Origin of the sequence: Rhodococcus sp. IEGM 1330, assembly GCF_033142445.1 — a bacterium.
GTDB lineage: Bacteria > Actinomycetota > Actinomycetes > Mycobacteriales > Mycobacteriaceae > Rhodococcoides.
Genome location: NZ_JAWLSB010000018.1, coordinates 14,990 through 39,347, shown reverse-complemented (window position 1 = coordinate 39,347; position 24,358 = coordinate 14,990). Strand labels below are relative to the sequence as shown.

The 24,358-nt window shown below is 64.5% G+C and carries 20 protein-coding genes; 8 read left to right on the top strand and 12 right to left on the bottom strand.

The window, feature by feature from the left end; all coding sequences use genetic code 11:
• The first annotated feature begins 170 nt into the window (after positions 1–170).
• The 3 genes from R4P57_RS26600 to allB are packed head-to-tail and all read left to right on the top strand — an operon-like array spanning position 171 to position 3,665.
• Entirely contained in the window at positions 171–1,322 is a 1,152-nt protein-coding gene (locus tag R4P57_RS26600) for a glycerate kinase (RefSeq protein WP_317805888.1), read from the top strand.
• Positions 1,319–2,362 carry an allantoicase gene (alc, locus tag R4P57_RS26595; RefSeq protein WP_317805886.1) on the top strand — a complete coding sequence of 348 codons (1,044 nt, stop codon included), beginning with the start codon at positions 1,319–1,321 and terminating at the stop codon, positions 2,360–2,362. Before R4P57_RS26600 ends, alc begins: the two co-directional genes overlap by 4 nt.
• On the top strand, positions 2,304–3,665 hold the full coding sequence (allB, locus tag R4P57_RS26590) for an allantoinase AllB (RefSeq protein ID WP_317805885.1): 1,362 nt from the start codon (positions 2,304–2,306) through the stop codon (positions 3,663–3,665). Before alc ends, allB begins: the two co-directional genes overlap by 59 nt.
• Before the next feature lie 24 nt (positions 3,666–3,689).
• Here allB and R4P57_RS26585 read toward each other — a convergent pair whose 3' ends face one another.
• From R4P57_RS26585 to R4P57_RS26550, 8 genes are all read right to left on the bottom strand, one after another.
• Complete coding sequence (locus R4P57_RS26585) at positions 3,690–5,975, bottom strand: HNH endonuclease signature motif containing protein (RefSeq protein WP_317805884.1); 2,286 nt, start codon at positions 5,973–5,975, stop codon at positions 3,690–3,692.
• 159 nt (positions 5,976–6,134) lie between these two features.
• Positions 6,135–6,647, bottom strand: a complete 513-nt coding sequence (locus R4P57_RS26580) for a hypothetical protein (protein WP_317805882.1) — start codon at positions 6,645–6,647, stop codon at positions 6,135–6,137.
• Between the two features lie 9 nt (positions 6,648–6,656).
• Complete coding sequence (locus R4P57_RS26575; RefSeq protein WP_317805881.1) at positions 6,657–7,733, bottom strand: XdhC family protein; 1,077 nt, start codon at positions 7,731–7,733, stop codon at positions 6,657–6,659.
• A gap of 1 nt (position 7,734) precedes the next feature.
• Positions 7,735–9,177 (bottom strand): NCS2 family permease, encoded by a 1,443-nt coding sequence (locus R4P57_RS26570; protein ID WP_317805880.1) that lies wholly within the window; start codon positions 9,175–9,177, stop codon positions 7,735–7,737.
• A 122-nt stretch (positions 9,178–9,299) separates the two neighbouring features.
• Positions 9,300–11,624 (bottom strand): xanthine dehydrogenase family protein molybdopterin-binding subunit, encoded by a 2,325-nt coding sequence (locus R4P57_RS26565; protein ID WP_317805878.1) that lies wholly within the window; start codon positions 11,622–11,624, stop codon positions 9,300–9,302.
• Entirely contained in the window at positions 11,621–12,973 is a 1,353-nt protein-coding gene (locus tag R4P57_RS26560) for an 8-oxoguanine deaminase (RefSeq protein WP_317805877.1), read from the bottom strand. Before R4P57_RS26560 ends, R4P57_RS26565 begins: the two co-directional genes overlap by 4 nt.
• The gene (locus tag R4P57_RS26555) at positions 12,970–13,443 is read right to left on the bottom strand and encodes a (2Fe-2S)-binding protein (protein ID WP_317805875.1); all 474 of its coding nucleotides are present in this window, start codon (positions 13,441–13,443) and stop codon (positions 12,970–12,972) included. The genes R4P57_RS26560 and R4P57_RS26555 overlap by 4 nt, the downstream gene beginning before the upstream one ends.
• Before the next feature lie 2 nt (positions 13,444–13,445).
• Positions 13,446–14,312, bottom strand: coding sequence for an FAD binding domain-containing protein (locus R4P57_RS26550; protein ID WP_317805873.1), 867 nt, complete (start codon positions 14,310–14,312; stop codon positions 13,446–13,448).
• 146 nt (positions 14,313–14,458) lie between these two features.
• On the opposite strand from R4P57_RS26550, the gene R4P57_RS26545 reads away from it, so the two are divergent.
• Entirely contained in the window at positions 14,459–15,964 is a 1,506-nt protein-coding gene (locus R4P57_RS26545; RefSeq protein WP_317805872.1) for a PucR family transcriptional regulator, read from the top strand.
• A 14-nt stretch (positions 15,965–15,978) separates the two neighbouring features.
• Positions 15,979–16,275: a putative quinol monooxygenase gene (locus R4P57_RS26540; protein ID WP_317805871.1), complete on the top strand. Its 297-nt coding sequence runs from the start codon at positions 15,979–15,981 to the stop codon at positions 16,273–16,275.
• Between the two features lie 12 nt (positions 16,276–16,287).
• Here the strand turns inward: R4P57_RS26540 and R4P57_RS26535 are convergent, their stop codons facing one another.
• The 3 genes from R4P57_RS26535 to R4P57_RS26525 all read right to left on the bottom strand — a co-directional run bounded on the left by R4P57_RS26535 (position 16,288) and on the right by R4P57_RS26525 (position 18,655).
• Positions 16,288–16,932 carry a GntR family transcriptional regulator gene (locus R4P57_RS26535; RefSeq protein ID WP_317805869.1) on the bottom strand — a complete coding sequence of 215 codons (645 nt, stop codon included), beginning with the start codon at positions 16,930–16,932 and terminating at the stop codon, positions 16,288–16,290.
• Positions 16,933–17,003: 71 nt separating this feature from the next.
• A complete protein-coding gene (locus tag R4P57_RS26530) occupies positions 17,004–17,876 on the bottom strand; it encodes an ABC transporter permease (RefSeq protein ID WP_411742447.1) in 873 nt (290 codons plus the stop codon).
• Positions 17,876–18,655: an ABC transporter ATP-binding protein gene (locus R4P57_RS26525; protein WP_317805868.1), complete on the bottom strand. Its 780-nt coding sequence runs from the start codon at positions 18,653–18,655 to the stop codon at positions 17,876–17,878. Before R4P57_RS26525 ends, R4P57_RS26530 begins: the two co-directional genes overlap by 1 nt.
• A gap of 289 nt (positions 18,656–18,944) precedes the next feature.
• Between R4P57_RS26525 and R4P57_RS26520 the strand changes: the two genes are divergently transcribed.
• From R4P57_RS26520 to R4P57_RS26510, 3 genes are all read left to right on the top strand, one after another.
• Entirely contained in the window at positions 18,945–20,111 is a 1,167-nt protein-coding gene (locus R4P57_RS26520; RefSeq protein WP_317805867.1) for an ABC transporter substrate-binding protein, read from the top strand.
• A 63-nt stretch (positions 20,112–20,174) separates the two neighbouring features.
• A complete protein-coding gene (locus R4P57_RS26515; RefSeq protein ID WP_317805866.1) occupies positions 20,175–21,158 on the top strand; it encodes an isopenicillin N synthase family dioxygenase in 984 nt (327 codons plus the stop codon).
• A gap of 29 nt (positions 21,159–21,187) precedes the next feature.
• Positions 21,188–22,495 (top strand): amidohydrolase family protein, encoded by a 1,308-nt coding sequence (locus R4P57_RS26510; protein WP_317805865.1) that lies wholly within the window; start codon positions 21,188–21,190, stop codon positions 22,493–22,495.
• Positions 22,496–22,524: 29 nt separating this feature from the next.
• Here the strand turns inward: R4P57_RS26510 and R4P57_RS26505 are convergent, their stop codons facing one another.
• Positions 22,525–24,345 carry a bifunctional diguanylate cyclase/phosphodiesterase gene (locus tag R4P57_RS26505; protein ID WP_317805864.1) on the bottom strand — a complete coding sequence of 607 codons (1,821 nt, stop codon included), beginning with the start codon at positions 24,343–24,345 and terminating at the stop codon, positions 22,525–22,527.
• Positions 24,346–24,358 lie beyond the last annotated feature (13 nt).

Genomic DNA, 24,358 nt, shown 5'->3' with positions numbered 1-24,358 from the left:
CGGGCCAGGACTCTCGCCAACGAGCACAAGGTTCCCGTCGTCGTGGAGATCATCCTCGAACGGGTCACCAACATCTCGATGGGCACCGAGATCGATAACGTCGGTGAGTTCGAGGAGCTGGCAAACACCTCGTCCGACGCACCCACCGCGTTGCTCCTGTTGGACTAGAGATGACGCGCATTCTGCTCGCTCCGGACAAGTTCAAGGGCTCGCTCTCGGCGGCGGAGGTCGCTCGGGCGTTGGCATCGGGGATGCTCTCGGTCGATTCGTCGCTCGAGACGGTGTGCCTACCCGTCGCCGACGGCGGTGACGGCACCGTCGATGCTGCCGTCACCGCCGGGTGGGACCGAGTGGCAGTGACCTGTTCGGGACCGACCGGTGCACCGGTGCACACCTCCTACGCCCGGCGGGGCGATACCGCCGTCGTCGAACTGGCGTCGGCCGTCGGGCTCGAGCTTCTGCCCGATGGACTACCGGATGCGCTGGGAGCCAGCACGTTCGGTCTCGGTACCGTCATCGCGGACGCTCTTCAGGCGGGTGCCGGGTCTGTTTCAGGTGCGCGGCGTATCGTCGTCGGGCTCGGGGGCAGCGCATCCACCGACGGCGGCGCCGGAATGCTCGTCGCACTCGGTGCGCGCATCCTCGATGCCGACGGCAACGACGTCGCGCTCGGCGGTGGCCCACTGCGCGGTGCAGTCCACCTGGATCTGAGCGGCTTGTTGCCGTCGGCTCGGAATGCCACGTTCGAGCTGGCTTGCGACGTCGACAATCCGTTGCTCGGTGTCACCGGAGCCGCGGCGGTGTACGGACCGCAGAAAGGTGCCGGACCGCAGGAGCTGCTGTATCTGGAACACGGAATGCGGCAGTGGGCGCATCTGGTGCGCAGCGCAATCGGCCGTGACCTCAGCGGCCTGGCGGGTACCGGGGCGGCAGGCGGAACGGCGTTCGGGGCCATCGCCGTGCTCGGTGCTGCGGCCAAGCCGGGTATCGAGACCGTGCTCGACCTGATCGACTTCGGTAGCGCTCTGGCGTCGGCCGATCTGGTTGTCACCGGTGAGGGCTCGCTGGACGAGCAGAGCTTGCACGGCAAGGCACCGATCGGTGTCGCGCACGCTGCACGTGCAGCCGGTGTTCCGGTGATCACCGTGGCTGGACGCAGCGTCATCGGCTTGGATCGACTGCGCCCCTACGGAATCACCGCCTCCTATGCACTCACCGACCTGGAGCCGGACCCGCGGATCTCGATGCGTGATGCGGCCAGGTTGTTGCACGAGGTAGGCCGAACCTTGGCCACCACACACATTTTGGAAGGAACTTCATGACCGGAACCGATTTCACCACGCTGACCGACCTGGCTTCTCGGGCGCTCGGCGGCAGCGTCTCCGCGGCGAATGACGAGCTGTTCGCCCAGCGCGAGAACCTGATCAAGCCGGATGCTCCGCTGTTCGATCCCGCCGACTTCGGCCACAAGGGAAAGGTGTACGACGGGTGGGAGACTCGTCGTCGCCGCGACGAAGGTGGTCACGACTGGGCGATCGTGCGACTGGGGGCACCGGGCATCGTGCACGGCGTCGTGGTCGACACCGCTCACTTCACCGGTAACTACCCTCCGTTCGTCTCCATCGAGGCGGCGTCGATCGAGGGCTATCCATCCATCGAGGATGTGCTGAAGGCAGAGTGGCACAGCATCGTCGACAAGTCCCCCGCGGCCGGTGACACCGCGAACGCCTACGCGGTGGCCGATCGGCACCGGTGGACCCATGTGCGTCTGTCGATCTACCCCGACGGCGGCGTTGCCCGGTTCCGTGTGCACGGTCAGGTGGTGCAGGATCCGCGGTTCCTCGCAGGCACCGTCGACCTGCTCGCCGCCGAGAACGGCGCTCGGCTCACGGACTGCTCCGATGCGTTCTACTCCTCGCCGGCCAACATCATCTTGCCCGGGCGGGCTCGCAACATGGGCGAAGGCTGGGAGAATTCTCGACGACGCAACGGCGGCAACGACTTCGCGGTGTTCGCTCTCGCATCTCCCGGTGCCCCACGCCACGTGGAGGTCGATACCAGCTACTACGTCGGTAACGCACCGGGGTGGATTCGACTCAGCGCCATCGATTCTCGTCGCCGGCACATCACGGACCCGACGGCGTGGAGCGAGATTCTGCCCCGCACCGCCGTTCAACCGGATACGCGCCACCGGTTCCTGCTGAACGAGGCCGACGCGTACACGCACCTGCGACTGGACGTGTACCCCGATGGCGGACTGTCCCGATTGCGATTGTTCGGGGAACTCGACGCCGAAGCCCTCGATGCTGCCGACATCGCGTGGAAGTCCTCGGAGCTCCAGAGTGTCTCCAGTGCAGTCTGATCTGGTTGTTCGCGCTTCGCGGGCGGTGATCGGCGGCCGGGAGGTTGCGGCCTCGATCTCCGTCCGCGACGGCCGGATCGTGGCAATCGACTCTCTGAATGCGCGCGTTTCTGCGGCGGTGGTGGTCGAGCTCGGGCCGGACGAGGTGCTGCTGCCGGGTTTGGTGGACACCCACGTCCACGTCAACGAGCCGGGGCGCACCGAGTGGGAGGGGTTTGCCAGCGCTACTCGGGCGGCCGCGGCGGGAGGCATCACCACCATCGTCGACATGCCGCTCAACAGTATTCCGCCCACGATCGATGTTGCGTCGTTGGAGATCAAGCGGCGGGTGGCGGCAGATCAGTCGGTCGTCAATGTTGGATTCTGGGGCGGTGCCGTGCCAGGAAACATCGATCAGCTGCGACCGCTGCACGATGCGGGTGTCTTCGGATTCAAGTGCTTCCTGCTCGCGTCTGGGGTGGACGAGTTTCCGCCGCTGACGATTCCGGAGCTCGAGAAGGCCTTGATCGAGATCGCGTCGTTCGACGGGTTGATGATCGTGCATGCCGAGAACGCCGAGGTGATCGCCGAGGCACCGTCGGCGGCGGGCCGTGAGTACTCGGGATTCTTGGAATCGCGTCCGCGTGCCGCTGAGAACCGAGCGATCGAGCAGGTGATCGAGTTGTCTCGTCGGACGGGGTGTCGGGTGCATGTTCTGCATCTGTCGAGTGCCGATGCGTTGCCGATGATTGCGTCGGCGAAGCGAGACGGCATACGGGTGACCGTCGAAACTTGTCCGCATTATCTGTGTTTCGACGCAGAAGCAGTGCCGGCCGGGGCGACCCAGTTCAAGTGTTGCCCTCCGATCCGCGAGGCCGGAAACCGAGAGCTGTTGTGGCAGGGTTTGTCCGACGGCACGATCGACACGATTGTCACCGACCACTCCCCCTGTACTCCCGATCTGAAGAGGTTCGACACCGGAGACTTCGGTGATGCGTGGGGCGGGATCGCGTCGTTGCAGGTGTCGCTGGCTGCGGTGTGGACCGAGGCGCGTGCCCGTGGGTTCGCACTGACCGACATCGTGCGGTGGATGGCCACCAACACTGCCGACCAAGTAGGTATGGCTGATCGAGGGCGCATCGAGATCGGTAGCGCTGCAGACTTGGTGGCGTTTGCGCCGGAGGAGAACTTCACCGTGGATGTGGCGCAGCTGTACCACCGCAACCCGGTGACTGCCTACGATCGACTGGGTTTGTCGGGTGTGGTGCGGCGGTCGTGGATCGCAGGTTCGGAATCCTCGACCGGGCGTTTGTTGGTGCGATAGCACTCTCCATGTGAGACGCAGCTTCTAGAACGGCGGTGCTTCTTCGACATTCGGCTCCAGTGTCGGGGTATCGGGTGGCTCGGGGTAGGCGATGATGCCGGATCGTTTTGGTTGGGTGGGGATGTGTGGTCTGAGGTCGTTGCCGAGGATGGGGACTGCTGTGCCGTTGGTGGGCAGGGTGATTCGGATGGTGTTCGATGTCGATTTCCAGAGGATGGCTCCGCCGGGGAGCATGACGGCTTTCCAGTAGCCGGCGGTTTTGACGGTGTGGTGGTATTCGCAGAGGCATTGGAGGTTGTTGACGGTGGTCCAGCCGCCGCCGTGGGGGTTGGTGTGGTCGAAGGCCACGATGTGGTCGAGTTGGCAGCGTGTGGCGGGTCGGTGGCAGCCGGGGAAGCGGCAGTGTTTGTCGCGGAGTCGGACGGCGGCGGTGGTGAGGGTGTCGGGTCGGTAGATCAGGGCTCGGTCGGTGAGTGGGTCGCGGGGTACTGATCGGGCGAGTGTGGGGTCGGCGGCGATGGCGGCTTCGAGTGCTGCGGCCAGGGATGCGTTGCCGAGGTAGAGGCTGCTGGCTGTACAGCCGGTGCGGTTGCTCGAACGCCCGAGGCCTGCCTGATTCAGGGCAGCGCGATTCGGGGCGGCGCGGTTGAGTGTCGAGAGGTCGAGGGCAGAGCTGTGCCGTGTGCCCTTACCGATTGGTGTGTGGGTGCAGAACAGGGATGCGGCGGAGGTCAGTGATCCTAGGCAACGCTGGTGTGGGTTGTCGCTGGCCGCAGCCGAGCCTGTTCCTGGTGCCGGGCCTTCGGCTGACGTTGGACCGGATGTGGCGGTGCCGGATGGTGTTGTGGAAGAGCGTGATTCCGAACAGTTCGGTGCGACATTAGGTGTCGGCGATGTCTGTTCCGCAGGTGATCGCGAAGCTGATACGGGCTCAGACGTTGCAGCTGCCTCAGGGCCGGTGGCCGACGTTGCCTCCGCTAGCGGTTCGCTCACCGGTGCCGTAGAGCCTGTTGCTGCACGGTTCCGGACTGGACCGGCGGAACCCGGGCAGGGAGTTGCCGACGGGTCGGTCGCGGGTACTGGTGCGGACTCGCCGTTCTCCTCGGACTCACCGACCTGGTCTGCCGGTGGCGCTGGTTCCGGTGTCGATGCCGAGGTGTTTCCCGGTGAACTGGCCGAAGTCTGTCCGGTCGAGGCATCTGTCTCGGCCCCCGAATCCGTGGCCGACCTCATTCCCTCATCAGCATCAGCAGCCGAGTCCGCGTCTTCTTCTCTGCCTGCGTCCGCGTCCGCGGCAGCGTCTGTGCCCGCGTCCGCGTCCGTCACTGTTCCCGGCTCGGGTCCTGTTGCAGCCTCTGCCTTCTCGCCGTCCGAGCATCTTTCCCATTCCCCGGTCTCCGGGTTCTGCACGGCGAGGCCGAGGGATTCGGCGAGGGTGACGGCTTCGGTGAGCAGGATCTGCCAGTGACTGTTGCGTGCCAACTCCCGGGCAAGTTCCGGGTCGATGGATCCGTGCCCGGCCAGATACGCCGGATTCGCCAACAGTCCGATCAGGGTCGCGATGTCGACGGTGATCATCGTCAACGGCACCCGCCGATCCGGCAGCACCGCACCCGGCTTGGGGCAATCCTCGCGTTGGCACAGGCACGCCAGGCGGGGTTCGCCGTGCATGCGGGCCATGAACGCATCGCACAGGCGTTCTTTCTTACCGCGCGGGTCTTTGGGGCAGAGGGTGTCGGCCATTTCTTCGAGGAGCTGCCATGCGGCGGCGGCTTCGGGTGCGGTCAACTCGGCCCGGATCCGTGCCAACTCCCCGGCGGGGCTGTAGGTGACGGTGCGGAATTTCTTCGCGAACTCCCGCAGTGCTGCTGCTTCCTCGGGTGCGACGCGCAGCAGGATGTCCCAGATCTCTTTCTCGAGGGGGCCGGGCGAGTTGCGTCGCGCTGCTTCGACTACTTCTTTCTCGACCAACGTCACGATGTCGTCGGAGAGGTTGTCGAGGATCCGGCATGCGGTCCGCACTCGCGGGAGGTCGATCTCGCCGGTCTCGAACGCGGCCCGTACCAGGGGGAGCCGGGTGTGCAGGGCGACTGCGACCGAGACGTACGCTTCGGCGACCGTGGCGGAGCAGCCCAACGCGAGTGCCATCTCGGTGCGCCCGTACCGGCTGTAGTGCTTGTGTTTGGTGTCGCGGGTGATCCAGTCGCAGTGCACGCGGTAGCAGGCGGTGATCTTGAGGGCCGCGTGCCGGTTCTCCTCACGCGCGGCAGCGGTCAACGCCTCCAGTGACACGGTCGGTACTGCACCCATATTTCACCCCCCGGTGAGCAACGTTTCAGAACATGCGTTCGAACGAGGTGAAGACTAACCCGGGCCACCGACAGAAACGGAAACGTTCGATTCAGGCCTCTCGAGCAGGCAATTTCGGTCCGAATGACAATTGCTTGGGGATGAACTCTGATCGGCGGGTCAGGTGGATCTACTGCCCACGTCTTGCACGGTGAGTTGAAGCGCAGGGGGGACCGATTTGCCCACGCGGCGGGAAGTGCCGGGTAGAAGTCGAAGGGTGATGACGCGGACGTTGTCTTTCCAGACCTCTGAATCGAACTCGTCGCGAAGGTGTGTCGATTCACTGCTTCGAGACCACGGAGCAATGATGGAACGGGCAAGTCTGACAAAATCCAGGGCTGACGCTTCGTCAACAGTGTTGACGATGAAGCCCATGAAAAACTCAGCACCGCGTTGCCCTGTATGGATCCGCCACAAGTTGCCTGACGGTGGGTACTCCCACTGCTGATCGATGCAGGTGTCTTCGCCATCAGTTGCGTGCGGGGTCCAACCGAGGATGCTCAACTTCGCAGCAACCACGTCCATCGAGTCGACGAACGCGTGCACTAGCGCGAGGTCGACCACCGTAGAAGCACCCACGGAATCCATCACAACAGTCGACCCTTCGCCATCGATCTCCGGATGAAGCAACACCACAGAGGTCTACGCGTATTTTGCATTCGCCTCGTCGTGGTGGATCGGACCAGCAGTGCGTGTGAGAGGCAGCGCGCTACCCCCGCGTCGCACGGCGACGAATTCCGCCGCAATGGCCAGCGCAGTTTCTTCTGGTGTTCTCGCACCCAAGTCCAAGCCGATCGGAGACTTCAAGCGCGCCAGCTCCTGCTCCGTCAGCCCGACCTCGCGTAACCGGGCCGCGCGGTCCTCGTGGGTACGGCGCGATCCCATTGCCCCGACGAATGCCACCGGCAGGCGCAGAGCCACCTCGAGCAGGGGTACATCGAACTTGGCGTCGTGGGTGAGCACGCAGATCACCGTCCGGGCATCGACTTCCGTCCGCGCCAGGTAGCTGTGCGGCCATTCGGTGACGACGTCATCGGCGTCGGGAAACCGTGCAGCAGTTGCGAATACCGGACGGGCATCGCACACCGTCACGTGATACCCGAGGAACTTGCCCACGCGCGCGAGTGCTCCGGCGTAGTCGATGGCCCCGAAGATCAGCAGGCGCGGGGCGGTGGCGTACGACTGGACGAACACGTCGAGGTCCGGCCTGCACCGCACCGACCGGATGCCGGTACCGCCGGAGTCCAGCATCGCCAGCGCCTCACCGACGACGACGGAATCGACGTCGGAGAACCCGGTGCTGCCGATCGTTGCCGTGGAAGACACCGCGAGCGACTCCCCGGACCCGGAGAGCAATGTCACCGTGGCCACTGCCGAGTCCGATGCGATGGCCGTGAGTACCGCCCGCGGCGGTCCGAGGCGGACGAACACCTCGATCACTCCCCCGCAGGTCAAGCCGACCGCAAAAGCGTCGACATCGCTGTAGCCGAACGATTCTCGGACGGACTCGCCGGTGTCGAGAACCTGACGGCACAGCTCGTACACGGCTCCTTCGACGCAGCCGCCGGAGACGCTGCCCACTGCTTCACCGTCGGCGCAGACCGCCATCGCGGCACCCGGAAGCCGTGGAGCACTTCCGGATACCGCGATGACGGTCGCTACCGCGTAGGGAACACCTTCGTGGTCCCAGGCCGACAGCCGTTCGACGATCTCTTTCACGTTACGAGATTCCCAGCGCTTCTTCGATGGGGTGCAGGGCGAAGTAGATCAGGAAGATGCCCGACATCAGGTACAGCAACCAATGAGTCTGGCGTACTTTGCCTTTCGCCAGCCGGACGAGTGTGTACGAGATGACACCTGCTGCGACTCCGACGGTGATCGAGTACGTGAACGGCATCAAGACGATAGTCAGGAAGGCCGGGATCGCGATTTCGGTGTTCTCCCAGTCGATCTTGCGCACGTGCGTCATCATCAGCGCGCCCACCAGAACCAGGGCCGGCGCTGCTGCGCCGACCGGAACCACGCCGGCCAGCGGGGTGAAGAAGATCAGGCTCGTGAGCAGTCCGCCGGTGACGACGCTGGCAAGACCGGTTCGGGCACCTTCGGTGACGCCTGCCGCGGACTCCACGACGGCCGTGTTGGCAGATCCGTTGATCGCGCCTCCGACGATGGCACCGATGCCGTCGACGGTGAGGATGCGGCTCAATCCCGGCATCCTGCCCTGCTTGTCGACCAGGCCCGCTTCCTCGCCGACGCCGAGGATGGTGCCCATGGCGTCGAAGAAGCCCGAGAGAACGAGTGTGAACAGTACGACCGACGCCGTGACGATTCCGGCCCGGGCGAAGCCGCCGAACAGGTCTACGTTGAACAGCAGGTCGAATTGTGGTGTGGCGACGATGGAATCGGGCACCTTCGGAACAACCGGTCCCCACGCCTCCGGTTCGATGTCGAACACCGAGTTCAGGATGATAGCCAGATTGGTGGCCACGAAGATGCCGATCAGCATCGCGCCCGGCACCCTCCTGACGAACAGCATGATCATCAGGATCAGGCCGACGCAGAAGACGAATACGGGCCAGCCGGCGAGCTTGCCGAACGTGCCGAGGGTGACCGCGGTTGCTGCTGACTCGTGGTGTCCGACGAACCCGGCGTCGACCAGGCCGATGAGCGCGATGAATGCACCGATCCCGACGCCGATCGCCTGCTTGAGTACCAGAGGTATGGCATCCATGATGAGTTGCCGAATGCCGGTGAGAGCGAAGATTACGATGACGACGCCCTCGAGAACCACCAGCCCCATCGCCTGCGGCCAGGTCATGTACGGGGCCGCCTGGAACACCACGATCGGCGTCACTCCGAGGCCGGCCGCCATGGCGAGGGGCGCGTTTCCGACGACCCCCATCAGGATGGTCGTCAGACCGGCAGACAATGCCACCATGGTCGACAGCTGCGCCGGATCGAGCGTGGCACCGGTGACATCGCGGGCATCACCGATGATCAGAGGGATGAGAACGATCAGGTAGGCCATGGCCACGAATGTGGTGACACCACCGCGGATCTCGCGCGAGAGCGTCGAACCGCGGCCGGTGATGTCGAAGAACTTGTCGATCTGGGATCGACCTCGTCCACTTTGGCGAGTGCTGGATGTGCGTACGTCGGTCATGATCGGCCCTCCCAGGGCGTGATCAACCTCGTCGAGCGTGGGGCCGGGCCGACGTGCCGGGGGAGTTGGCGTCGGTGCGGTTGTGCCGGAGAAGGTTTCGTCGAATGGGGATGGAACTCGGATCAGCTGTTGATGATGTGTTCGGGTCGAACGGGCACGCGGGTCAACGCGAGCCCCGTGGCATTGCGGATGGCTGCGACAACGGCGGGCGTCGACGAGAGGGTGGGGGGCTCACCCGCACCGCGAAGACCGTACGGTGCCAGGGGATCTGGGTTCTCGAGGATGTCCAGCTTCATGGGCGGCATGTCGAGAATCGTCGGAATGAGGTAGTCGGTGAACGACGGGTTCTTCACCAGACCGTCAACGACGACTATCTCTTCCATCACCGCGAGACCGAGGCCCTGCGCTGTGCCGCCGTGGATTTGGCCTTCGAGTGACAGCCGGTTGAGGATCTTGCCGACGTCCTGCACGGCCGCCATCTCGACGACCTTGACCAGACCGAGTTCGACGTCGACGTCCACCACGGCGCGATGGACACACAGTGCGAGCTGGGTGTGGCTCGCTCCCTGTCCGGTGACCGGATCCATTCCGCTGGTGGGGCGGTGGTGAAATTCTCGCGTCTGCTCGATGACCCGCTCGCCGAGCACATCCTCGATCGTCGCCAGCACACCGTCGGTGGCCGAGATGATCTTGCCGCCGTCGAGGCTCAGGTCGGCCACCGCCCGGCCCAGGTACAGGCCGGCCAGGACGAACACCGCCTCGCGTACGGCCTCGCACGCGGTCTTGACTGCGCCACCGGTCATGTACGACTGGCGCGACGCAGACGAGGAGCCTGCATTGCCGACCTTGGTGTCGGCGGGATGGATGACGACCTTGGTGACGCCGAGCTCGGTGCGTGCGATCTGCGCCTCCAACGTCACCAGACCCTGTCCGACCTCGGCAGCAGCCGTGTGCACCAATGCTGTTGCCTCACCGCCGATCACTTCCAGTCGAACGCGCGCAGTGGAGTAGTCGTCGTAGTTCTCGGAGAAGCAGATGTTCTTGATCCCGACGCCGTATCCGATCCCGCGCACGACGCCTTCGCCGTGGGTGGTCTGCGACGCCCCGCCCGGCAGATTACGGATGTCCGACGCGTCCACGGGGGCAGGCAGTTCCATCGCCTCGGCTCGGGCGAGCATCTCGGCCAATGGGGCAGGTGCTTCGATGACCTGGCCGGTGGCGAGGATCGAACCCTGGCTGACGGCGTTGATCTGCCGGATGGCCACGGGACCGATACCGCAGGCCTCGCCGAGCTTGTCCATCATCGACTCGTACGCGAAACATGCCTGTACTGCACCGAATCCGCGCATCGCACCACAGGGTGGATTGTTCGTGTACACCCCGTACGCGTCGATCTCGATGTTGGGAATGACGTACGGTCCGACGCCCAGCGAGGCTGCGTTGCCGACCACGTTGAGGGTGGCCGAGGTATACGCGCCACCGTCGAGGATGATCTCGACATCGGCGAACACGAGTTTGCCGTCGCGGGTCGCGCCGTACTCGTAGTGCATCTGCGCGGGGTGGCGGTGCACGTGACCGAAGAACGACTCGTAGCGGTTGTAGACGATCTTGACCGGCTTGCCGGTGTGCATCGCCAGCATTGCCGCGTGGATCTGCATCGAGAGGTCCTCGCGGCCACCGAATGCCCCACCGACGCCGGCGAGCGTCATCCTGATCTTCTCCTCGGGCAGTCCGAGGCACGGCCCGATCTGCGCGAGGTCGTTGTGCATCCACTGGGTCGCGACGTAGAGGTCCACGCCGCCGTCCTCGGCGGGCACGGCGAGGCCGGATTCGGGTCCCAGGAATGCCTGGTCCTGAATGCCGACCGCGAAGTCGCTGCTGACGATGACGTCCGCGGTCGCCCGAGCGGCGGCGACATTGCCGACGCGCACCGGCTGATGGCGCGCCACCCCGCCGCGGTCCTGCACCTTCGGGTAGTCCGGGTCCAGCGCTGCGCGTCGGGCGTCGGTCAGGGGCTCGAGCACGTCGTAGACCACGACGATCTTCTCCATTGCGCGCCGGGCGGTTTCGGGATGATCGGCCGCGATCAGGGCGATCGGTTCGCCCTCGTGCCGCACCTCGTCGAAGGCCAGCACCGGCTGATCCCACGTGTGGTCGAGCCCGAAGCACTTGCGTCCCGGTACGTCGTCGTGGGTGAGTACTGCCTCGACGCCGGGTGTCACGAGAGCCTGCGAGATGTCGACGGAGACGATCTTCGCACGGGGGTGGGGGCTGCGAAGCGTTGCGCCCCAGAGCATGCCGTCGATGAACAGGTCAGACGAATATGCGAACTCGCCCTTGACCTTCAGCGTGCCGTCGGGTCGCAGGGGGCTGTCGCCGACGCGACCGCGTCCCGGTGCGGGGATGTCGGCGGGAGCTTGCCGGGGTGTAGTGGTCGGGGCGCTCACAGCACGTCCTCCGCAAGTTTCATCAGGCGACGGTGAGCATCGGCTCCGGCGCGGCCTATTTCGTCCTGCGGTGCGCTGACGAGGATGTCGTTCTCGACGATCGTTCGCCCGCCCACCATCAACCGCGCGAGTGGTGGTGTCTGCCCGTACGCGAACGCAACGACGGGGTCGTCGACGGCCGAGTAGAAACCGTCCGTGCGCCAGATCGCGATGTCGGCGAGCTTGCCGACCTCGAGCGAACCGATCTCGCTCTGTCGACCCAGTACCGTTGCACCGCCCAGGGTTCCGATCTCGAGTGCCTGACGCGCCGTCAGTGCTGTCGGTCCGTACTTGGCACGCTGCATGTACATCGCCTGACGGACTTCGCCGGCCAGCGGCACCATCTCGGCCGAGGCCGAGCCGTCTACTCCGAGGCCGACGGGCGCGCCGGCGGCGAGCAGGTCCGAGATCCGGGCGATACCCGCGCCGAGTCGTGCGTTGGAGCTCGGGCAGTGCGCGGTACCGGTACCGGTGGCCGCCATCTTCGCGATATCGGAATCGTGCAGGTGTACCGCGTGGGCGAACCACACGTCGTCACCCAGCCAGCCGACCTGCTCCATGTATTCGACCGGGGTGCAGTTCATCTGAGCGAGGCAGTGCTCTTCCTCGTCGAGGGTTTCGGCCAGATGTGTATGCAGCCGAACGCCTTTGGCGCGAGCAAGTCCTGCGGACTCCACGAGCAGCTCTTTGCTGATGGAGAAAGGTGAACAGGGTGCGACCGCGATGCGGAGCATCGAACCGAAGGATGCGTCGTGATAGGTGTCGATGGCCTCGGCCGTGGCGGTGAGGATGTCGTCGAGGGACTCCACCACCTCGTCCGGCGGTAATCCGCCGTCGGACACACCTCGGTCCATCGAGCCGCGGCACGGCTGGAATCGGACGCCGATGCGCTGCGCCGCGTCGATCTCGGCGGCGAACAGGTCGCCTCGGCCCTTGGGGAAGATGTAGTGGTGATCGGTGCTGGTGGTACAGCCCGATTTCGCGAGCCAACCGAGACCGGCCGCAGCGGCACCCCCGACCACCTCGGCATCCATCTTTGACCACGGCTTGTAGAGTGCGACAAGCCATTCGAAGAGCGTGTTGTCCTTGGCCAGGCCCTGGGAGGCCCACTGGTAGAGATGGTGGTGGGTGTTGACCAGACCGGGGGTGACGAGGCAACCGGACGCGTCGATGGTCTCGGCTCCGGCGATGACGGGTGCCGGGCCCGATCCGATGGCGCTGATCGTGGTGCCCTCGACGACGAGGTATCCGTTCTGGATTTCGTCACCGACGATGGGGGCGATGTAGGCGTTGGTGATCACCGTGGTCATTTGGCTTCGGCCTTTCGAGTTGCTGCGAGCCGTACGGCGTCCAGGATCTTCTCGTATCCAGTGCAGCGGCAGAGGTTTCCGGCGAGAGATTCACGGATCTCGGCATCGGGCGGATCGGGAACGCGTTCGATCAGATCGTGGGCTTGAACCACGAGTCCCGGCGTGCAGAAGCCGCATTGGACGGCTCCGCACTCGACGAACGCTTCCTGCATCGGGTCGAGCTTGTCCCCGTCGGCGAGGCCCTCGACGGTACGAATCTCGCGACCCTCTACCTGCCCGGCTGCCACCAGGCAGGCGCACGCCGGTATGCCGTCGAGATAGACGGTGCACGAACCGCATTCGCCTTGCTCACACGCGTTCTTGGATCCGGGTAGTCCCATGCGTTCGCGCAACAGGTACAGCAGACTCTCGCCCTCCCAGACGTCGTCGGCTTCCATGTCTCTTCCGTTGATGGTGCAGTTGACTCGCATGTTCAGGCCACCTTCCGTGCGGCTGTGAGGTCTCGCCATGCCCAACCCAGTGTTCGCCGGGCCATCACGGACAGGGCGTGCTTGCGGTAATCGGCAGTGCCGCGTACGTCGTCGATGGGACTTGCTGCCGCACTGACCAATCGGCCGAACTCCTCCGACACCCGCGGATCGAGGGCACCGTCCCACTCGAGTTCGGCCGCGAGGTAGTTCTCGGCATCGTAAGCCCGTCGCGGCGTCGGCGCAGCGGAGCCGAGACCGGTACCGACGCGACCCTCCTGCGGAAACAGTGCGATCGAGAACGAGCAGACGGCGATGACCATGGCGTTGCGGGTGCCGATCTTCGAGAAGTACTGCGGTCCTGCTGCCGGTGCTACGTGGAAGGCGCGGATGAGTTCGTCGGGCCGGCAGGAATTGCGTTTGACGCCGAGGTAGAACTCGGTCGCGGGAATCATGCGCACACCGCGCTCGGCCGATTCGACTTCCACGGTTGCGCCCGCCGCAAGCAGGGGCGCATGCAGATCGCCTGCGGGTGATGCGCCGCCGAGGTTGCCGCCGACGGTGCCGCGATTGCGGATCTGCGGTGAACCGACCGTGCGGGACGCCTGGGCGATGCCGGGAAGCGTGTCTCCGAGCTCGGCGATGATGCGGACGTAGGGCACGCCTGCGCCCACCCGCAGCGTCCCGTCGTGAAGCCGTTCCCATTCGGTGAGTTCCGTGATCGGGTTCAGATCCAGCAATGCGCCCGGCCGGTGCAGGTCGAAGTTCATCTCGACCATGACGTCGGTGCCACCCTGGATGGGCACCACGTCGACGTCGTCGGCCTTTGCGGCCAACGCGTCGCCCCAGGTCTGTGGTCGCAGGAAATCCATATTCGGTGCTCCGCTCGCTGTCCATATTTCGTGTTCACCCAGTACAGCCGCCGGGCGCACCGCGAACGAGAGACAGGAACGACGAAGTATGACGGCGATCACAGTGTAGGTTTTGGAGGATCCTACGAAGAGGAGGTCGATTCACCATGAGGCTGCGTGATCTGGCCGATCTCCCCGATCTGAAACTGCAGCCGATCGTCACGCCCGAGCACTTCGATCCGACCATCAGATGGGTCGTGACCACCGACATGCTCGATCCGAGCCGCTACCTCAGTGGGGGAGAGCTGGTGTTGACCGGTCTGATGTGGCGGACGGGCCCCGAGGACTCGAGGACGTTCGTACGGGCGGTGTCCAAGGCCGGCATCGCAGCGCTGGCGGCATCCGACGACGGCGTGGTGCCCGACGATCTGGTGGACGCCTGCCTCGAGCACGGGCTGCCGCTCTTTCGTGTACCCGCCGACATCGCTTTCGCCACGGTCACCGAGAGCGTCGTCAGGCAACTGTCGACGGCGAGAGCCTCGGACCTGAGTCTCGTGCTCGACAGGCATCGACGCCTCGTGGCGAGTGCCGGCCCCGGCGGCGGACTCGGTCCGCTGCTGGAGATGGTCAGCTCCGATCTGGGCATGAACTGCTGGGTCGTCACTGCGTCGGGACGGGTACTCGCTGGATCCGACAATCCGCCGGACACCGAAGCCGTGGCGCAGGAGTTCATGACGTCGGTGCGGCTGCCGCGGTACTGCCGAGAGCAGCGAGTCTCGGTGTTCGCCGTCGATGGAGAGTCCGCACCGCGGGTCGTGGATTGGTTCGTGGCATTCGAAAGCGATTGGCAGACATGGGATGCACCGAGGCTCTCCCTGGCCGGGCAGCTGGCGTCGATCGTGGCCATGGAGCGCAGTCGCGTCGACGATCGCCTGTCGGGGTCGGGAATTCTGGCGCAGGAATTCGTCCGCACGATCGTCGGGGGCGCGAGTGCCGCCGACATCCTCGCCCAGATGAACGTCATCGGACTCGATATCGAAACACGCTACGCTGCAGTGGCTGTGGCCACATCCGGCGAGACCTTACGGCTCGGTGAGCTACGCCCGTTGCTGCGAGAAGTGCTGGCACCGTTGGAGATCACGGTCGGAATCGTCGACGACGAGGCCATCGCGTTGGTGGAGGCGAGAACCGATAGAACCGATTCGGTTCGGCGAGCCGTCCACACGTTGGCACCGGGACTGATCGGTAGCGGCACCTCGATCGGTGTCAGCGCTCCGACCGCACCCGCCGACATCCGAAGCGCGATCGAGGAAGCGCGCTACGCCCGCCGACTCGCCGAGCGCCGTGGCTCGGACTGCAGCGTCGTCGGCCACGATGAATTGGCCACGCTGACAATACTTCTCGCCAACGTTCCCGATGACGTGCGACGCATGTTCACCTCGCGGCTGCTGACTCCCCTGGTCGACTACGACGACCTGCACAACAGTGATCTCGTCGAGACACTGTCGGTGTACCTCGACACCAACGGTGCCTGGACGCGTTGTGCCGACCAACTGCACATGCACGTCAATTCCGTCCGATACCGCATCCAGCGGATCGAGGAACTGACCGGCCGCGATCTGTCGCGACTCGAGGACAGAATCGAGTTCTACTTGGCACTTCGGCTGAGATGACTAGTGTGAGGCCCATGGCACTCATCGCTTTGTTGGATCTGACGTTCAAGCCCGAGTCCGTCGCCGATGCTCGTGCGTTGCTGCGGACAGTGCTCGCCGATACTCGCGCATTCGAGGGTTGCCTCGGTGTCGAGGTGTGGGTCGACGAGGAGAACGAGGCACACGTGATTGCCTACGAGACGTGGGAGTCGGCCGAGGCCGATGCGAAGTACCGCGAGTTCCGCGCCGGCCCCGGCAAGATCGCCGAGTTGCCGCCGCTGCTCGCCGCACCGCCGACATTGACGAAGTTCACCGCCGATTCGTCGATCTGAGCGGGCGCTGAATCAGGTCCGTGTGATGCGCACGAGCAACCCCGCGACGTGCGCCGAGGCCGCAATCCGGGCGGCTTCGGCGTCGCCGGTCTCGATGGCGTCCACGATGCGTTCGTGCTCGGACACGGCGAGCCGCCGAGCGGTCTCGCCCGACCACATGTCGGTGCGATACAGGTGCGCCTGACTGTCGAGTCGTAACAGCGCGTCACTGAGCGGACGGTTGTCGGCCACATCGCGAATGCGCGTGTGGAAGCGAAGGTCCAGCAGTGCATCGCGCTGTGCGTCTGCCGGTTGATCGAGCAGCGCGCGTTGCTCGGCGACCATGACCCGGAGCTCGTCCACGACGTCGTTCGTCGCGTTGAGCGTTGCTCGATGTGCCGCCAGTCCGTCGAGAAGTTCTCTGACCTCGAACACGGATCGAATGGTGTTGGCATCGAGCGAATCCACCTTGGCACCGGCGTTGCGGGTGTGTACGGCGATACCCTCGTAGATCAACTGCTGTACCGCCTCCCGCACCGGTGTGCGGCTGACGTTCAATTTGGCGGCCAACGCCGGGACGCTCAGCGGGGTGCCGGGAGGCAATTCCCCGGAAAAGATCTGCTCTCGCAGAGTTGCATGAACCGACTCGGTGAGAAGTTCCCGTTCGGAAGTGGTCATGGATTCCATCCGTTACGTGCGTCGTATCGTGCCGATGGACATTCTCGCCTACACCGCCTGCGATACCCGAATCACGAGTCCGAGCCCGATGCGTGCCACGTGCCGACGAGAGCGCGAGAGAGGATTCCGAACAACGAGAAGACTGCGATTCCGAAGGCCGACGCGATGGCGATCGCGGCGATGAGGTCCTCGGACTGCAACCGGCTGCGATAGACGTCGAGCAGCGTCCCGATGCCCGGTTCTCCCTTCGCGAAGAACATGTCACCGATGATCGCGCCGACGACCACCAGCCCCGCGGCGGTCCGGATGCCGGTCAGGATCGAGGGAAGTGCCGCGCGCAGTTCGAGTTTGGTCAAGCGCTCCCACCGGTTCGCTCGGCCGAGAGTGAACAGTTCGTGCAGCCCGCGATCGACCGAGCGTAATCCGATGTGAGTGTTGGTGATGATCGGGAACGCGGCGATCATCACGCAGACGATGGTACGGGCGACCATGCCGTAACCGAACCACAGGCCGATCAGTGGCACGATGGCGAGAATGGGAATGACCTGCAGGGCAACGGCATACGGGTACACCGCACGCTCGATCCAGCGTGCCTGATTCATCAGGACACCGACGCTCACACCGAACAGGACGGCGATGACGAACCCGATGGCGGTCACCCGAGCCGTGACGGCGAGGGCCTCGAGCATCGGCGTGAGGTGTGCAGAGTCGAGGAGTGACAGCGTCAGGACGCGATGGGGTGCCGGGATCAGGAAGCGTCGCTGTGGCTCGAGGACGAGGTACGTCACGGCGTACCAGGCCGCCAGTGCCACCGCGAAGGACGCCAGGGGTACGCCGATCACGCTCAGCGAGGTCTTCGGCTTTCTCGCCATGATTGCGCCGCGATCCCTGACCGCTCTGCTTGCACGAATACGCGGCACGAGGACCGCCAGCGTCTGCGTCATCACGCAACTCCCCGCAGGCTCGTGGAGATCTGTGCGACGTACTCGGTGAAGACCCGGTCGAATCGCAGGCTCTCGGTGCGGGGCCTGTCGAACTCGATGTCCACCACCGAGTGAATCCTGCCGGGTCGGGGCGTCATGACGACGACGCGATCGGCGAGAAAGACGGCCTCGGACACCGAGTGCGTGATGAACATGGCGGTGAACTTCTTCTCGTTGCAGAGTCGGTGCAGTAGAGCTTGCATGTCGTATCGCGTCATCTCGTCGAGGGCACCGAACGGCTCGTCCAGGAGCAGAACCTCGGGCAGGGACGTGAGCGCCCTGGCCAGCGACACCCGCATCTTCATGCCACCGGACAGCGCACTGGGCAGTTGGTCGGCGAAGCCGGTCAATCCCACCGCGTCGATCGCCGCGATTGCGCGTTCGCGACGAGTGTTCTTGTCGACGCCTCCGAGCTCCGCCGAGAGTTCGATGTTGCCTTGCACGTTTCGCCACGGCATCAACGTCGGTTCCTGGAAGATGAACCCTACGGAATACGTTGCAACACAAACACTGCCGCTCGTGCACCGATCCAGGCCGGCGGCCATGCGCAACAGAGTGGACTTTCCGCAGCCCGACGGACCGACCACGGCAACGAACTCGCCTCTGCGGACATCGAGGTCGATACCGTCGAGTGCTGTCGTGCCGGTCGGGAATCGTTTGACCGCCTTGTCGAAGGTGATCTGTGAGTTCTTCATCAGTGACGTCGCGTCGACATCGAGCACGGTATCGATCAGATCCATCTCAGGCTCCAGGCGTTGATTGCATGTAATTAGGTACCTTGAAGGATGTATTGCATGCATTACGTACGAGTTTCTGCTCGTAAACTCTGGGTGACCTGTAGTCGCAGTAGAGCGTATGAACAGGACTTTGATGGCTCTCCGCGATTCGGAACCGGACCTGAGGCTACTCTCCTCTTTACATGTAATCACCGCTCGTGCACACTGTGCTCAGCCGCTCGTCGCCTCCTCGGCCGAATACCGTTTTCCCACAACGTGTCTCACACCCCCAACCAGAAGAGAGTTACTCGCTATGGTCACCAAGAAGACTCGGGCCGCCGCCGCGGCGGTTGCAGTTGCCGTATCGGTCTGCGTGAGCGCGTGCAGCGCCGACGACGCCGAACCGACCAGTTCGGAGACCCTGGAAGCCGTTGCGGCGCAGGACAGTCTGGCCGAACTGTGTCCGTCGACTCTCACTGTTCAGCTCCAGTGGCAGCCGCAATCCGACATGGGCGCGCTGTTTCGCATGCTCGGTCCCGGCTACTCCGTGAACACCGACGAGAAGTCCGTCACCGGTCCGCTGGTGACAGGCGGCAGGGACACCGGCATCGACCTCTCGCTCCGAGCGGGTGGGCCGGCCATCGGATTCCAATCGGTGACGTCGCAGATGTACGTGGACGATTCGATCGACCTCGGCATCGTGCACGGCGACCAAGTGATCGCGGCTGCGGCAGATCAACCGGTCGTCGGGGTGACGCCACTGTTGAAGTACAGCCCCGCGATCCTGATGTGGGACCCGGAAAGCCACCCGGACTGGACGTCGATCGCCGACATCGGACGATCCGACGCCACCGTCGTGGTCTCCAAAGAGCAGATATTCCCGCAGTGGCTCGTGCAGAAGGGGCTGCTGAAGTCCTCGCAACTCGACACCGGGTACGACGGAGCTCCGGCCAGATTCGTCGGTGATCCGCAGATCGCGCAGCAGGGCTTCGCCAATTCGGAGCCCTACACCTACGAATCGGACACACCGGCCTGGGACAAGCCGGTCTCGTACCAGCTCGTCAAGGACACCGGGTTCGACATCTACGCATCGAACCTCTCGGTCCGAGCCGACAAGCTCGACGCGATGTCACCCTGCTTGGCCAAGCTCGTCCCGTTCGTCCAGAAGGCGACCGCCGACTACATCACCGCGCCTGAGGAGACCGACTCCACCATCGTCGACATCGTCGCGCAGGACACGTCGTTCACTCCGTACACCGACGGCGAAGCAGCGTTCAGCTCGGCGCTGCTGAAGGAGCAAGGACTGATCGCGAACGAAGCCGACGGGTCGGTGGGTACGTACGACGCGGCGCGCACCCAGAACAACCTCGCCGAGCTCGGACCCGTCCTCGCCGCCGACGGAGCCCGTCTCCCGGCAGACCTGACTGCCGAACAACTCTTCACCAACCGCTTCACCGATCCCTCCATCGGCATCTCTTGATCGGCACGGCTCGATCGGCGCACCACCCACCACGAACACCCACCTGTAGGAGAATGACGACCGATGAACTACCCACTGACCGAACTGGACCGCGAAGCCCGCATGGGCGGCATCGGCACCGAGACGACGGCTCGCGAGATCCGTCGAATCGATCTGTCGAACTTCGACTCTCGTCGTGAGGAGATCACCGAACAACTGTGGAGCGCCGCTACCGATATCGGCTTCTTTCAGGTGGTCGAACACGGAATCGACCTGGCCGAGGTTCGACGCGCTTTCGCAGCGGCCGAAGAATTCTTCGCACTGCCGGAGGAGGTCAAGGCGCAGTACCCGCTGAAGAAGGGCTTCAACTCCGGTTGGGAGTACAAGTCGCAGGTGCGGCCGTCGATCGGAACACCCGATCAGAAGGAGTCGTATCAGGTCACGCGTCCGCACATGGACGATCTCTGGCCGACGGAGGACGAGGTTGCCGGTTTCCGCGAGACCATCCTGTCGTTCGAGGCGAAATGCTGGGAACTGGCGATGAGATTGCTCTCGTGTTTCGCCGTCCGACTGGGGTTCGATCAGGACTTTTTCACCCTGGCCCATGATCCGTCGGCCGACAGCTACCAGAGCACGCTGCGGATGTTGCACTACTTCGCCATCGACGAGGCAGCAGACACCTGGCGCGCAGGTGCGCACACCGACTTCGACTGCCTCACACTGCTGTTCCAACGCAATGGACAGGGTGGTCTGCAGGTGTGCCCAGGTCGCGAGATGGACGCGCAGGAGTGGACCCCGATCGAACCGTCGGACGACGCGATCACGTGCAACATCGGCGACATGCTGATGCGATGGAGCGACGACCTGTTGCCGTCCAATTTTCACCGCGTCAAGAACCCCGGCCCCGAGGAGTATCAGGGTGCTCGCTACAGCCTCGCGTTCTTCGCTCAGGCCAATCGAGACGCGGTGATCGAGGGTCCGTCCGGCAAGTATGCGCCCATCACTGCGGAGGACTATCTCTACCAACGGATCAACGCCAATTTCACCGGCTCCACCTCTGCAGGGTGACGACGAAGCGACACGAGGGGGCAATACCCATGCACGACACGATCATTCGTGACGTCACCGTGTACTCCGGCAGATCGTGGTTGCCGCACCGCGATGTCGTGGTCGACGCCGGCGTGGTGACGGCCATCCGCGACGCGTCGTTGTCGGGTGGTGGCGGTACGGACGGCAGCGGTGCCTACCTCGTTCCCGGGTTCGTCAACACCCACACCCACATGCAGCAGTCTCTGATGCGCGGGATCGCCGAGGGTACTCCCTTGCTCGAGTGGCTTCTCGCCGTCGCGGAGGACTCGGTGGCCATCACCCCCGAGCGGGCTTACACCGCGACTGTCGCGGCATCGCTCGAGGCTTTACGCAGTGGCACAACGACTCTCGTCGAGCATATGTGGCCCCACCCCTCCACCGAGGTGCACGACGCAGTGATCAGAGGGTTGCACGACACGGGAATTCGAGCGGTGCTGGGCCGCGGAACCGCCGACCGTGCCGATCCGACCCGGCGGTGGGGTTTCGATCCCCGGCTGATGCAGCCACTGACCGACGTTCTCGATCACGTGGACGAGCTCGTGAAAGCGACTGCGGACAAACGTATTTCGCCTGCCATTGCGGTGCCGAACCCTCGATCACTGACACCGGACGGCATCGCTGCCGTCAGTGAGTTCGCCCGTTGCCGCGACATGACGGTGATGATCCACCTGCTCGAGACGCACACCGACGATGCGATGTGCCGCGAGCACACAGGCGTCGGCGCGGTGGATTACCTCGATCGACACGGATTTCTCGACGATCGTGTGCTGGCTGTGCACTGCGTCGAATTGGATGCGGAGGGCCGGTCGAGGTTGGCGCAGCGCGGAGTCGGAATTTCGTACAATCCGTTGAGCAACATGCGCTTGGGATCGGGGATCGCGGCTGTCCCGGAGATGTTGGCTGCGGGATTGCATGTCGGACTCGGGGTGGACGGTGCGGCCAGCAACGACACCCAGGACATGCTCGAAACGATGCGCGTCGGCGCGTACGTGCAGCGGGCCGTGAACAAGAAGGCGGACCTGTTGGGCTTCGACGCCATGATCGACATGGCGTCCGGTGGGGCCAATGCGGCTCTGGGATTGCCGCTGCGGTCGGGCGGGGTGGCGGTCGGCGATGTCGCTGATCTGACGTTGGTGCGATTCGAGCGCGATTTCGCATGTCTACCGGTACGCGACCCGGGTGCGTCGTTGTTGACGACCGGAACCCGCCAGGTTGTCGACACTGTCTGGGTGGACGGTGAGGCGGTGATTCGAGACGGCCGAAGCACCCGCGTCGACGAGGAAGGGTTGGTGGCTGCGTTGCGCGAGATCCGTTGACCCGACCGGCGCGACGCGTCCGGGTTCGACTACCTCGTCACTTGTCGGTGGGAGTGCGCGGACGCCGGTTCCGGTCGGCCGGTGAGGAAGCCCTGGACCATCTGGGCCCCGAGTTCGTTCGCCACCCGCAGTTCTGCTTCGGTCTCGACGCCTTCCATGATGACGGTGGCGTCGATCTGCCGGGCGAAGTCGATGATCGCGGTCGCGGCTGCTCGTCGCAGGGGATCACGGTCGATCCCGTGGACCAGCGCGTAGTCCACTTTGAGGATGTCCGGGCGCAGTTCGACGACGTGGCGTAGACCGGCGAACCCGGCACCGACGTCGTCGATGGAAATCTGCACTCCCGCAGCACGCAGACTGTCGATAGCTCGGGTGACCGCGCGGTAGTCGTCGACACGCTCGTGCTCGGTGATCTCGAGGTAGAACGTCCGCGACGCCAGGTGTGGGCGTAGTCGATCGAGCAGGTTCGTCGTGCGGATGGTGTCGGCGGATGCGTTGAGCGAGACGAATGATTCCGGCGGCAGCGCATACATCGCGTCGAGCGCCCGGTCGAGTGCGGCACGTTCGAGGCGGGGACCGATGCCGGCCTCGGTGGCGCCGCGATACCACGACAGTGGCGATCCGGCACCGAACGGAAAGCGCGAGAGCGCCTCGAAACCGACGACGGATCTAGTGACGGTGTCGCAGATGGGCTGGAAGAAGATGTCGGGGCCGCCGGATGCGATGAGTTCGTCGATCCGGCTCCGCGTCTGCTCGTGCGAGTTCGCATCGGGAAGACGATCGGACACCGCGCTCCCGGAGGTTCGTGCCTTGAATCGGTACATCTCGATGTCGGCCAGCGCGATCAACCGTCGAACCAGGGCGTGAATGCTGGTGTCGGAATCGAGTGCTTCGACCGCCGACCCGAGGCTGGTGGTGAACTGAGGTCCGTCGAACGTCTCCTCCAGGGCGGCCCGAATCCTGTTGTCCGACTGAGTGATCTCCTCGCGAGTTCCGGCTCTGACAACCACGAACTCGTCGCCGCCCAGTCGTGCGACCGCCGACCGATCGGCCACTGCCTCGGACAGGCGTCGGGCGACTTCGATGAGTACGGCGTCGCCCGAGGGGTGCCCGAATCTGTCGTTGATCTGCTTGAAACGGTCGATGTCGAGAACCGTCACCCCCACCGCGTCCCCGGCCTCGGAAGGCGAGACGCCCAGGGTGTCGACGGTGTCCAACAGACCGCGGCGATTCCACAGGCCGGTCAACGGGTCGCGCAACGCCCGCGCGGCCTTGAGGCGTAGCTGCGCGATGTAGGCCTTCATCATGAAGGGAGCCGTGTAGAGAGAACCGATGGTGACGACGCGGGACGCAGTCGACCACGGGTCGGCACCATCGGTGACGGCCAGGACACCGAGCGTGAGCAGCGTGATGGTCGCGGTGCCGAGGTGAATCAACATCACCCGATAGGAACTTGCGACGACGATGAATGCGGCGACGATCGCGAACATCGCGCAACCCGGCATCGCGTCGAAGTGGGTCCGGAAGGCGAACAGAACCGAGACGATGCCGACGTCGGCGTACAGGATGTAGGCAGTCGCCAGCCGCGGAGATGTCCAGGGACGGATGTACCAGGCGATGGCCACGGGCACGGTGGTGGCCGACGCGATGAGTACTGCGATCGAGACCGAATCGGAGAACTGCCCCGCCGGGATCATCAGCACACCGGCCAGTCCGAACGTCAGCGTCATTCCGCTGATGAACAGCCGAACCCATCGCTCCTCGGCGGTGGGGATGAACTCTCCCAGATCGGAAATTGCAACGCCCTTCGTCGAATAAGGCCCCCAACCTGCATGAACGCTAGCACTCACGGTATTTGCGCAC